Source organism: Pseudomonas sivasensis (genome assembly GCF_052938085.1).
In genome coordinates this window covers 857,775-869,587 of record NZ_CP176442.1, presented here as the reverse complement: position 1 = coordinate 869,587, position 11,813 = coordinate 857,775, and the positions used below count along the sequence as shown (strand labels likewise).

The following is an 11,813-nucleotide window of genomic DNA, read 5'->3' as shown; positions in this document are numbered from 1 at the left end:
AGCACTGCGGTTTGGCGGGAAAAATGCGGCGACTCTCATGTGGCTGCTTCGCAGCCCAGTGCGGGGCAAGCCCGCTCACCCCAACACGCCGTACGTACGTCATAAATATGCAGAGAACAACACATGAATCACAAAGTGGCCTTCAGTTTTGCCGACGGCAAGACCCTGTTTTTCCCAGTGGGCGCCCATGAAATCCTATTGGATGCGGCCCTGCGCAATGGCATCAAGATCCCCCTGGATTGCCGCGAAGGTGTATGCGGCACCTGCCAGGGTCGTTGCGAATCGGGCGACTACACCCAGGACTACGTGGACGACGAAGCCCTCTCAAGCCTCGACCTGCAACAACGCAAGATGCTCAGTTGCCAGACGCGGGTGAAGTCCGACGCCACCTTCTACTTCGACTTTGATTCGAGCTTGTGCAATGCACCGAACCCGGTGCAGGTGCGCGGAACGGTCAGCGAGGTGCAATTGGTGTCGGCCAGTACGGCGATCCTCAACGTGCAATTGGACGCGCCACTGGATTTTCTACCCGGCCAATATGCACGCCTCTCGGTGCCAGGCACGGACAGTTGGCGTTCCTACTCTTTCGCCAACCTTGCGGGCAATCAGGTGCAGTTTCTGATCCGCTTGCTGCCCGATGGGGTGATGAGCAACTACCTGCGTGAGCGCTGCCAAGTCGGCGATGAACTGCTGATGGAGGCACCGCTGGGTGCGTTCTACCTTCGGCACGTCACCCAACCGCTGGTGCTGGTCGCCGGCGGCACCGGGTTGTCGGCACTACTGGGCATGCTCGATCAACTGGCCGCCACTGGCTGCGACCAGCCGGTGCATCTCTACTATGGCGTGCGCGGTGCCGAGGACTTATGCGAAGCAACACGCATCGCGGCCTACGCGGCGAAACTGCCGGGTTTTCGCTACACCGAAGTCCTCAGCGACCCCGCAGATGACTGGCCCGGAAAGCGCGGCTACCTCACCCAACATTTCGACTTGGCCGAATTGCGGGACGGATCGGCGGATATGTATGTCTGCGGCCCCCCTCCAATGGTCGAATCCATCCAACAATGGCTGGCGGATCAGGCACTTGATGGCGTTCAGCTGTATTACGAAAAGTTTACGCAGAGTAATATCTGACTCCTCAGCACTTCTGAGGGGCTGGTGCGGCGTGCAATCAACCCCAAGAAAAACAAGTAGAAGGGAACGTTAATGGCGGATGACATGGTTAACCCGGTGGGCCTCAAGCGTGGCCTGAAGAACCGGCATATTCAGCTGATCGCCTTGGGAGGGGCGATTGGCACGGGGTTGTTCCTCGGCTCGGCCGGGGTGCTCAAGTCGGCGGGCCCGTCGATGATCCTGGGCTACGCGATTGCGGGTTTCATTGCGTTCCTGATCATGCGCCAGCTCGGTGAGATGATCGTCGAAGAGCCGGTGGCCGGCTCGTTCAGCCACTTCGCCCACAAATACTGGGGCGGCTACGCGGGCTTCCTGGCCGGTTGGAACTACTGGGTGCTGTACGTACTGGTGGGCATGGCCGAACTGACGGCCGTGGGCAAGTACATCCAGTTCTGGTGGCCGGAAATCCCGACCTGGGTCAGCGCACTGGTGTTCTTTGTTGCGGTGAACCTGATCAACACCCTGAACGTGAAGTTCTTCGGTGAAACCGAGTTCTGGTTCGCAATCATCAAGGTGGTGGCGATTGTCGGCATGATCGTGCTCGGCTGCTACCTGCTGTTCAGCGGCACCGGCGGCCCGCAAGCGTCCATCAGTAACCTGTGGAGCCACGGCGGGTTCTTCCCGAATGGCGGCATGGGGCTGTTGATGTCGATGGCGTTCATCATGTTCTCGTTCGGTGGCCTGGAGCTGGTGGGTATTACCGCCGCCGAAGCCACCGAACCGCGCAAAGTGATCCCCAAAGCGATCAACCAGGTGGTCTACCGGATCCTGATCTTCTACGTCGGTGCCCTGACCGTGCTGCTGTCGCTGTACCCATGGGACCAACTGCTGCAAACCCTCGGCGCGTCGGGCGACCCCTACAGCGGCAGCCCGTTTGTGCAAATCTTCTCGCTGATCGGTAACGACACCGCCGCGCACATCCTCAACTTCGTGGTGCTGACCGCGGCGCTGTCGGTGTACAACAGCGGCGTGTACTGCAACAGCCGCATGCTGTTCGGCCTGGCCGAGCAAGGCGATGCGCCAAAAGCGCTGATGAAGCTCAACAAGCAAGGCGTACCACTGCGGGCCCTGGCGATCTCGGCGTTGGTGACGATGCTGTGCGTGGTGGTCAACTACGTGGCGCCGCAGAGTGCGCTGGAGTTGCTGTTTGCGCTGGTGGTTGCGTCGCTGATGATCAACTGGGCGCTGATCAGCATCACCCACATCAAGTTCCGCAAGGCCATGGGCGAGCAAGGCGTGACGCCATCGTTCAAGACCTTCTGGTTCCCGTTCAGCAACTACCTGTGCCTGGCGTTCATGCTGATGATCATCAGCGTGATGCTGGCGATCCCGGGTATTCGCGAGTCGGTGTATGCGATGCCGATTTGGGTGGGGATTATCTATGTGGCTTACCGGTTGCGAGTGAGTAAGGCGAAGGCGGTAGCCGCCACGCAGTAATACCCATGTGGGAGGGGGCTTGCCCCCGATAGCAGTGTGTCAGTCACTTATGTGCCCAATGACCCACCGCCATCGGGGGCAAGCCCCCTCCCACATTTGATTGCATTGCAAATGAAAAGCCCCGGTAATCCGGGGCTTTTTGTTTACAGCGTGGAGCGCACTCGCCACAACTCGGGGAACAGCACGGTGTCGAGCATCTTGCGCAGATACCCCACGCCTTCGGTGCCGCCAGTACCGGGTTGGAAACCGATGATGCGCTCAACGGTGGTCACATGCCGAAAGCGCCACTGGCGGAACGAATCTTCCAGATCGATAAACTTCTCAGCCAACTGATACAAATCCCAATAACGGCTCGGATCGCGATACACCTCGCGCCACGCCGCCTCCACCGACTCATCGTGAACGGTGGCCGCAGTCGGGTCGCGCTCGGCGCGTTGGGGATCAATCGCAAGGCCCGCCTTGGTCATCAAGTTGATCGCTTCGTCATACAGCGACGGCGTGGCAATCGCCACTTTCAACTCGTTCAACAACTCCGGCCGATGGGCGTGAGGCCGCAACAGCGCCGCGCTTTTATTGCCGAGGATAAATTCGATCTCGCGGTACTGGAACGACTGGAACCCGGACGATTGCCCCAGGAACGGACGAATCGCTTTGTATTCCGAAGGCGTCATGGTCGCCAGCACGGCCCAGGCGTGCACCAGTTGGTCAAAGATCCGCGACACCCGCGCCAGCATCTTGAACGCTGGCGGCAACTCGCCCAGTCGCACATGCTCACGGGCGGCCTTGAGTTCGTGGAGCATCAGTTTCATCCACAGCTCAGAGGTCTGGTGCTGGATGATGAAGAGCATTTCGTTGTGGTCCGGCGACAGCGGGTGCTGGGCGCTGAGGACTTTGCCCAGGTCCAGGTAGTCGCCGTAGCTCATGGACTCGGAAAAATTCAGCTCGGCGTTATGCCATTCTTCCGGCGGTTGGTAATCAGCAGAGAAGGGACATTGGCTCATCGCGTGGGCTCCTTGAGCGGACGGAGAATGGCGCGGACCGGGCTGGCGTCCAGGTTGGCAAAGCGCAGCGGCAGCGCGATCAGTTCGTAGTCGCCTTCCGCTACCTCGTCGAGCACGATGCCTTCGAGAATCGCCATCCCATGCCGGGCCACGGCGTTGTGGGAATCCATGGTCTTGGACTGTTGCGGATCCAGCGAGGGCGTATCGATACCGATCAGGCGCACGCCGAGGCTGGCGAGCAGCTCAATGGTTTGCGGCGCGATGGCGGTGAAATTCGAATCCCATTCGGTCATCGGCGCGTGTGGATAAGTACGCAGCAACACACGCTCCGGCAAGTTATCCACACGTCCTTCTAATTGATGCGGTTGCACCAGCGCGCCGCTGCCGAGGCAATGCAGCACCCGACACGGGCCCATGTACACGTCCAACGACACTTCACCGATGGGTGCACCGTCTGCGCTGTAGTGCAGCGGCGCATCCACGTGGGCGCCGGTGTGCGGCGACAAGGTAATGCGCCCTACATTCACCGGGCACTCCGGGCCGAACTGCCACACGCGCTCTTCCTGGAACGGCGTATCACCCGGCCAGGTCGGGGTCGCCGTACTCAAGGGCGGGCTGATATCCCACCACGTTTTTATTGGGTTCATTTAAAGGCTCTCGGCGGTTACTGGGGTGAATGATACGAGGGCCAGGGCTGAATTTTCTTGCGAATTCCTGCGCCAAGCGGGAAATCTTTCGCACTTACTGCGAGGAAATTACTTATTTACGCTCAGAAGTGTCGCCTGGCCACGGTGGAGCTGCCACCAAGGATTAATGTGGGAGGGGGCTGGCCCTCGATGGCGGTGGGTCAGTTGACACAGGTGCAAGCTGACCCGGCGCCATCGGGGGCAAGCCCCCTCCCACATTGACTGCGCATGACCTGAGGAGTCGCATTCACCTGCGCTTCTGGGCATCCCGATGTCGAGTTCAGACCACTGGCGCAACGCACAAGGCCTTAGGGTGCATCTTCCCATTACCTGCCTCGGAGCCATCATGTCCACGCCCATTACCGTACTGCGCGACACCCATCCCCTGCCGGTCCTGGATGCCTGCAAATGGGAAAAACTCGAAGGCGATCCGCACACCGTCAACCTCAACGCCTACACCAGCGAAGACGGCAGCAAGATCATGGGCACCTGGATCTGCACCCCGGGCAAGTGGTACGTGGATTATGTGAAGTGGGAGTACTGCCACTTCCAGGAAGGCTACTGCATCATCACCCCTGAAGGGATGGAGCCGATTCACCTGCGGGCTGGGGATATCTTTGTGGTAGAGCCGGGGATGAAGGGGACATGGGAAGTGGTCGAGACGGTGCGCAAGTATTTTGTATTCGCCTGAGGTTTTTGTGGTGCACCGGTTTACTGAGCTGAGCCACTTATTTAGGTACTCCGGTTTACCGAGCTGACCCACTTACTGTGGTGCTCCGGTTTACCGAGCTGAGCCACTTATTGTGGTGAGCGGGCTTGCCCCGCGCCGGGCTGCAAAGCGGCCCTGACGACAAACGCCGCATTCTTTCTGAAAGAATGCGGCGTTTTCATTGGGCCCGCTTCGCAGCCCGGCGCGGGGCAAGCCCGCTCACTACAATTGCCGTCCCACTGGTGGGTTATTTGGGCTTGCGATAGCTGTTGATAATCGCCGAGAAGTCCTGCCCCCCTTCCCCACGCTGACTCATCGATTGATACAACTGCTGAGCCACTGCACCCAAAATTACGGGTTGTTTCGCCTGGCGAGCCGCTTCAGTAGCCAGGCCCAAATACCGAGCTGAGCCACTTATTGTGGTGAGCGGGCTTGCCCCGCGCTGGGCTGCGAAGCGGCCCTGACAACAAACGCCGCATTCTTTCTGAAAGAATGCGGCGTTTTCATTGGGCCCGCTTCGCAGCCCGGCGCGGGGCAAGCACGCTCACTACAATTGCCGTCCCACTGGTGGGTTATTTGGGCTTGCGATAGCTGTTGATAATCGCCGAGAAGTCCTGCCCCCCTTCCCCACGCTGACTCATCGATTGATACAACTGCTGAGCCACTGCACCCAAAATCACGGGTTGTTTCGTCTGTCGAGCCGCTTCGGTAGCCAGGCCCAAATCCTTGAGCATCAGGTCGGCACCAAACCCGCCTGTGTAACCTCGGGATGACGGCGCCGTTTCGATCACGCCCGGCCATGGGTTGTAGGTGTCCGAACTCCAGCAGCGCCCGGTGGAGCTGTTGATGATCCCGGCCAGCACTTGGGTGTCGATGCCCAGTGCATCACCCAATGCCATAGCCTCGCTGACGCCAACCATGCTGATGCCCAGCAGCAGGTTGTTGCAGATCTTGGCGATTTGCCCCGTGCCCACGTCACCGCAATGCACGATGTTGCGGCCCATCTGCGCCAGCACCGGTTGCAGGGTGGCGAACAGTTCCGGGGTGGCGCCGACCATGAAGGTCAACGTCCCTGCGCCAGCGCCGCCGGTGCCGCCAGAGACTGGAGCATCAGCTATCACCACGCCTTGCTTGGCCGCAGCAGCGGCAACATCGCGGATGGTTTGCGGGTCGATGGTGCTGCAATCCACGGCGGGCACGCCTTTGCCGATGCCGGCCAGCACGCCGTCTTCATTCAGCCAGACGCTACGTACATGGGCAGCGGCGGGCAGCATGGTAATCACCAGCTCGGCGCCTTGTGCAGCTTCACGCGGTGAGCCTGTGACGGTGGCGCCCAGTTCTGCGAACTCCTTGAACACGCCTGGATTAACGTCGAATACATTCAGCTTATTCCCAGCCAAAAGCAGGTTACGGGCCATTGGCGCGCCCATATTGCCCAGGCCGATAAATGCGATCTTCATGGTCGTCTCCCGAATCAGCGCAGGTTGATGGTGGTATTGACGCCATCGTTGACCGTGTCGTCATCGAACCAGCGGCTGGTGACGGTTTTGGTCTGGGTGTAGAACTGCACCACTTGCTTGCCGTACGGGCCGAGGTCGCCGAGCTTGGAGCCACGGGAACCGGTGAAGCTGAAGAACGGCACCGGCACCGGAATCGGGATGTTGATGCCGACTTGGCCTACATCGATTTCACTCTGGAACTTACGCGCCGCCGCACCGCTTTGGGTGAACAGCCCGGTGCCGTTGCCAAACGGGTTGGCGTTGACCAGCGCGATGGCTTCATCGAGGGTGTCGACTTCCAACACCACCAGCACCGGGCCGAAAATTTCCTGGGTGTAGATCTGCATGTCGGTAGTCACGCCCGAGAACAGGGTCGGACCGACGAAGTTGCCTTGCTCGAAGCCCGGCACCTGAATGTCGCGGCCATCCAGCTCCAGCTTGGCGCCTTCTTTCACGCCGCTTTCGATCAACTCCAGGATACGGGCCTTGGCGCGCTTGGAAATCACCGGGCCGACATCCGTGCCCGCTTCACTACCGGCGTTGACCTTGAGTTTTTGCGCCAGCGCCTTGAGATCCGGCAGCCACTGTTTGGACGCCCCCACCAGCACCACCACCGAGGTGGCCATGCAACGCTGGCCCGCCGCGCCGAAACCGGCACCGACCAGAGCATTGAGGGTGTGTTCGCGGTTGGCATCCGGCAGCACCACGGCGTGGTTCTTGGCGCCCATCATCGATTGCACGCGCTTGCCGTGCTTGCCCGCCAGGTCGTAGACGTGGGTACCGACGGCCGTCGAACCGACGAAGGACACGGCCTTGATGTCTTTATGGGTGCACAGCGCATCCACCACAGCCTTTCCGCCGTGCACCACGTTCAGCACGCCAGGCGGCACACCGGCTTCCAGCGCCAGCTCCACCAGCAGTAGGGTCGACAGCGGGTCTTGTTCGGACGGTTTGAGGACGAAGGTATTACCGCAGGCGATGGCCATCGGGAACATCCACAGCGGAATCATTGCCGGGAAGTTGAACGGGGTAATGCCGGCACACACGCCGATGGGCTGACGCAGGGTGTAGGTGTCGACACCCCCGGCGACGTTCTCGGCGAACTCGCCCATTTGCAGGGTGCCGATGGAACAGGCGTGCTCCACCACTTCCAGGCCACGGAAAATGTCGCCCTCGGCATCGGCAATGGTCTTACCCTGCTCGGCGCTGAGGACTACGGCGATGCGTTTGGAATGCTCGCGGATCAAGGCTTGTAGCTTGAGCATGATGCGCATGCGCGCGCCGATCGGCGTCAGCTTCCAGGTCTGGAAGGCGCGATGGGCTGCGTCGATGGCGGCGTTGACTTCATCGGCCGTGGCGAACGGGACTTTGGCCAGCACTTGCTGGGTAGCCGGGTTGACGATGTCTTGCCACTCGGTGGTCTTGGACTCGACCCACTCGCCGTTGATCAGCAACTTGACCTGTTGCACGGAAATATCGGCAGATGCGTTCATGTGGTCTCCAAATCTTATATTTATGCTAGAGAACCAAGGCGTTGAATCGCCTTGAAGAATGAGGCGTTCGGACTGTTTTTGGAGTATAGATGTGCAAATCTCTAATAAGAACGCACATAAAAGCCGGTCCAATATGCAAAAAAACATCACATCACTGGGTTCCCTGAACTGGGACGACCTGAAGTTTTTCCTCGAAGTGGCCCGCACGCGCAAGGCCAGCGTCGCCGCCAAACGCCTGGCGGTGGACTACACCACCGTGTCGCGGCGCATCAGTTCACTGGAAGTGTCCCTCGGCACGTTGCTGTTCGAAAAATCCCGGACCAACGGCTTCGTCCTGACACCCGAAGGTCAGCGTCTGCTGGGTTACGCCGAGTCCATCGAAAGCACCCTGCACATGGCCTGCGAGCAAGTCTCGGGCTCCGGCGTTGCACTGTCCGGCCATGTACGGATGGGCTGCACCGAAGGCTTTGGCAGCTTTTTCGTGACCCCGCAGTTGAGCCACTTTGTCGACACGTATCCCGCGATCTCGGTAGACATCCTGCCCCTGCCCCACTTCATCAGCCTGTCCAAACGCGAAGCCGACATCGTCATCGCCCTGGAACGCCCGGAACACGGGCCCTACGTGTGCTGCAAACTGTGCGACTACAAGCTGCAGCTGTATGCGACCCAGGAATACCTCGACCAACGCCCGCCCATCCGCAAACCCGCGGATTTGGCCGAGCATCCGTTTATCAGCTACGTGGACGACCTGGCGTTCAGCTCCGAGCTGCTTTACCTGGCCAACGTAGTGCCCGGCGCCAGCGCCAGCCTGCGCAGCACCAGCGTGATTGCGCAGTACGTGGCCGCGCAGCAGGGCCGGTCGATGGCGATCTTGCCGTGCTTTCTGGCAGCGCAAGATCCACGGTTGTTGCCCGTGCTGGGGGAGCAGATTGCGATTACGCGGCAGTTCTGGATGTATTGCCGGGAAGATTTGAGGAAGCTGAAGCGGATTACGTTGTTGTGGGATTACATCAGGGAAGTGACGGAGCAGAACCAGGGGTTGTTGATGGGGGAGACGCGGGAGATCACGTTCGCGGATTAAAGGGCTAGCGCCGACGATTTTGTTTAAGAAGCGGTTTGCTTACTTTTGCGCTTTTCAAAAGTGAGCCGCCCTAAGGGCGGAACCCTGAGTCGCCGTTACCGCAGCAACGGGTATGTACTCGGCCAGCATCCTGGGTCGGCTATCAGGCCGCCATCAAGACATGGGTATCTACTCATCTATCACGCGGGGAGTTTCCTGTTAGAACTCAGCGGCTGGTTTTGGGGCCGCTTCGCAGCCCAGCGCGGGGCAAGCCCGCTCACCACAGAGTTAGGTGCCAGCCTTTGGGAGTTAGGTAGAGGCCTATGCCCCTATAGCAGTGGATCAGTCAAAAATGCATCAACTGATACTCCCTCATCGGGGGTAAGCCCTCTTACACATTTGATTGCATCGCAAAGTGCTGTCGCGCTGAGTCCAGTCAGTCGGCGATGACTACAATCGACACCCGTCGATTCTCGGTGCGCCCCGCCGCTGTCGCGTTAGACGCGACGGGCTCAGCACTGCCCAGCCCGCGCAGTTGGATGTTTTCTTCTTTCATGCCCACGCCTTGCAGCACCGTCGCCACGCTTTTCGCGCGGCGCAGGGACAGTTGCTGGTTGTAGGTTTCCTTGCCCGAGGTGTCGGTGTGGCCGTCAACGCGCACGCGTTCGATGCCCACGCCCAGCAAGGCCTTACCGATGCGCTGCACGATATCGGTGCTGGGTTGGTTGAGGGTTTCTACGTCGCTGCCAAACAGGACTTTGCCCGACAGGCCGAATGCCCAGCCTTCGTCGGTGAGTTCGAAACCCTGTTGTTTGAGGACTGCGACCTGCGCCGGGCTCAGGCCTTTGGGTGGGGCTGTCTGGCACCCGCCGAGGGCGAGGAAGGCCACCAGCAACGAGATAAGTAAAACGCGCGCGCTAGAAAACAAGGGATCAACTCCTGTGTTGAACATTGGCGGTAGAGTGCTCCGACTCTGCCGTTTGCTGGCCGCCCTGGGAAAACCGTTTGGCCTGGTACATCGCCGCATCGGCGGCATTGAGCAAGGTGCCGGGGGTGACACCGTGTTCGGGGTAGATGGCGATACCAATACTGAGGGAGGTAAACACCTGGGTGTCGCCAGGCACGGCAATCGGTGTGTCCATGCTGGCGATGATCTTGTCGGCGATGCGCTGGGCGTCTTCGACCTTGTGCAGCGGCGCCAGCAGGATGGCGAACTCATCGCCGCCCAGGCGTGCTACCAGGTCGTCTTCTCGCAGTTGCGCACGTACGCGCTCGGCGACGGCCACGAGCACGGCATCCCCTGCCGCGTGTCCAAAGCTGTCATTGATCTCTTTGAAGCGGTCGCTGTCGAGGTAAAGCACCGCCAATTGTTCCTTGGCCTTGGCAGCGCTGCGCAGGGCACGGATCAACCGGCCTTCGAAGAACGCACGGTTGGGCAAGCCGGTAAGGCTGTCATGGTTGGCCTTGTGTGCGAGGGTTTCGTTTTCGCTTTGCAGGTGGCTTTGCCAGGCTTCCATCTCGCCAAGCAAAGCATTGAAGTCGCTGCCCAGGCTATCGAGTTCGGCGATGCGCGCCGGCGGCACGCGACGGTCGAAGTCGCGTTCGCAGCGCGCGGCGTGGGCCACGGCGGCGAGGCTTTGCAGCGGCCCGGTGATGCCCTTCAGCAAACGGCGCGCGAGGTGCAGGGCGACCCAAGCGCTGAGAGCGGTACAGATCAGGATCCCCGCCAGACCACTGAGTAGAAAGCGCAGCAGGCTGCCGCCGTGGCCGGTCAGGTGGATGCTGCCGATGGTCCGCCCCTGGTGCAGGATCGGCTGATTGATGGGCTGTTCAAGCAGGGTATGCGCCAGTGCCAGTTCAACCCGCGAGAGCATGCCGGTTTCCGGGCGTTCCCAATGCGCCAACAGCCTGCCGCTGGCGTCGAACACATCGGCCTGGGCCACTTCTTCAGTTGAAGCAATCAGGCTAAGGGCTTCGGTGGCCGCAGCGCGGTCGTTGAACACCACCGCCGCTTCGACGGTGTAATTGATGGAACGCGCGATCAGGTGCAGGTTGTGTTCGGCGTAGACCCGCAGCGCCAAGACACCGAGCAGGGTCAGGGACACGCTGGCCAGGGTCACCGCTACCAGCGCCAGGATTATATGCCCGCGGCCGATAACGGAGCGCAGAGTGGGTCGCACAGTCACGGCTGTCATGAGGCCGGCGCCCGACGACGGGACAGTTGCAGCACGCTGGGGTGAATACGCACGCCGCTGCGCGCCACCGAGTCGAGGTTGACCTCAAACGACACTTGCTCATCGCCCACGCGCAGGCAGAACAGGCTGCCCACGGTGCACTGGTCACCGCCTTCGCTGATGCTGAGCACCGGATGGCCGATCAACGAGTCAAACAGGCGGCTGCGTTCGTCAGTGCTGAGTTTGCCGATGTACACGGCATCGCAGGCGTTGACGACATCGGGGTGGTCGACCAGCAGGCGTCGCACCACAACCGGACGACCGGTGGCTTGGGTGGTGCCCTTGATCAGATCGTCGGTGTATTGAGTCGGGCCGAGGATGCACAGGCGCAGTTGCTCAGGCTCCACGGGCCAGCGGGCATAACTGAGAATACCGAGTACCACTTGGGTGACCGCCTGGGCGCGCTGATCAGCCGGGCCCGGGGCTTCGGCAAATACGCGAGGTGCCAGCAGGCATAGAACCGCCATCAGCAGTAGGCGTCTCCAGCTCAAACTACGCTCAGTGGGCGAGACGGCCACGTTCAT

11 protein-coding genes and 1 pseudogene are annotated in these 11,813 nt (G+C 60.5%); 4 read left to right on the top strand and 8 right to left on the bottom strand.

Annotated features, from left to right (window positions below):
• Nucleotides 1–123 precede the first annotated feature (123 nt).
• Nucleotides 124–1,131: an anthranilate 1,2-dioxygenase electron transfer component AntC gene (gene antC, locus ACKZ62_RS04120; RefSeq protein ID WP_032885572.1), complete on the top strand. Its 1,008-nt coding sequence runs from the start codon at nt 124–126 to the stop codon at nt 1,129–1,131.
• A 72-nt stretch (nt 1,132–1,203) separates the two neighbouring features.
• Complete coding sequence (locus ACKZ62_RS04115) at nt 1,204–2,607, top strand: amino acid permease (protein ID WP_099602219.1); 1,404 nt, start codon at nt 1,204–1,206, stop codon at nt 2,605–2,607.
• 143 nt (nt 2,608–2,750) lie between these two features.
• On the opposite strand, the gene kynA is transcribed toward ACKZ62_RS04115, so the two are convergent.
• Both kynA and kynB read right to left on the bottom strand, forming a co-directional pair.
• Nucleotides 2,751–3,608: a tryptophan 2,3-dioxygenase gene (gene kynA, locus ACKZ62_RS04110; RefSeq protein WP_032885570.1), complete on the bottom strand. Its 858-nt coding sequence runs from the start codon at nt 3,606–3,608 to the stop codon at nt 2,751–2,753.
• Nucleotides 3,605–4,255 (bottom strand): arylformamidase, encoded by a 651-nt coding sequence (gene kynB / locus ACKZ62_RS04105; protein WP_032885569.1) that lies wholly within the window; start codon nt 4,253–4,255, stop codon nt 3,605–3,607. Before kynB ends, kynA begins: the two co-directional genes overlap by 4 nt.
• A gap of 385 nt (nt 4,256–4,640) precedes the next feature.
• On the opposite strand from kynB, the gene ACKZ62_RS04100 reads away from it, so the two are divergent.
• Nucleotides 4,641–4,985 carry a cupin domain-containing protein gene (locus tag ACKZ62_RS04100; protein WP_032885568.1) on the top strand — a complete coding sequence of 115 codons (345 nt, stop codon included), beginning with the start codon at nt 4,641–4,643 and terminating at the stop codon, nt 4,983–4,985.
• A 265-nt stretch (nt 4,986–5,250) separates the two neighbouring features.
• Here ACKZ62_RS04100 and ACKZ62_RS04095 read toward each other — a convergent pair.
• The 3 genes and pseudogenes from ACKZ62_RS04095 to ACKZ62_RS04085 all read right to left on the bottom strand — a co-directional run.
• Nucleotides 5,251–5,400, bottom strand: a pseudogene (locus ACKZ62_RS04095) (NAD-binding protein); the annotation flags it as partial.
• A gap of 175 nt (nt 5,401–5,575) precedes the next feature.
• On the bottom strand, nt 5,576–6,463 hold the full coding sequence (gene mmsB / locus ACKZ62_RS04090) for a 3-hydroxyisobutyrate dehydrogenase (RefSeq protein WP_447096359.1): 888 nt from the start codon (nt 6,461–6,463) through the stop codon (nt 5,576–5,578).
• 14 nt (nt 6,464–6,477) lie between these two features.
• A complete protein-coding gene (locus tag ACKZ62_RS04085; RefSeq protein ID WP_032885566.1) occupies nt 6,478–7,995 on the bottom strand; it encodes a CoA-acylating methylmalonate-semialdehyde dehydrogenase in 1,518 nt (505 codons plus the stop codon).
• Between the two features lie 133 nt (nt 7,996–8,128).
• Between ACKZ62_RS04085 and ACKZ62_RS04080 the strand changes: the two genes are divergently transcribed.
• On the top strand, nt 8,129–9,076 hold the full coding sequence (locus ACKZ62_RS04080; RefSeq protein ID WP_447096358.1) for a LysR family transcriptional regulator: 948 nt from the start codon (nt 8,129–8,131) through the stop codon (nt 9,074–9,076).
• Nucleotides 9,077–9,491: 415 nt separating this feature from the next.
• Here ACKZ62_RS04080 and ACKZ62_RS04075 read toward each other — a convergent pair whose 3' ends face one another.
• Genes ACKZ62_RS04075 through ACKZ62_RS04065 form a run of 3 tightly spaced genes read right to left on the bottom strand, consistent with a single transcriptional unit; the run spans nt 9,492 to nt 11,813 of the window.
• Nucleotides 9,492–9,983, bottom strand: a complete 492-nt coding sequence (locus ACKZ62_RS04075; protein WP_032885564.1) for an outer membrane lipoprotein YfiB — start codon at nt 9,981–9,983, stop codon at nt 9,492–9,494.
• A gap of 4 nt (nt 9,984–9,987) precedes the next feature.
• Nucleotides 9,988–11,250, bottom strand: a complete 1,263-nt coding sequence (locus ACKZ62_RS04070; protein ID WP_447096357.1) for a diguanylate cyclase DgcN/YfiN — start codon at nt 11,248–11,250, stop codon at nt 9,988–9,990.
• Entirely contained in the window at nt 11,247–11,813 is a 567-nt protein-coding gene (locus tag ACKZ62_RS04065; protein ID WP_032885562.1) for a regulatory sequestration protein YfiR, read from the bottom strand. Before ACKZ62_RS04065 ends, ACKZ62_RS04070 begins: the two co-directional genes overlap by 4 nt.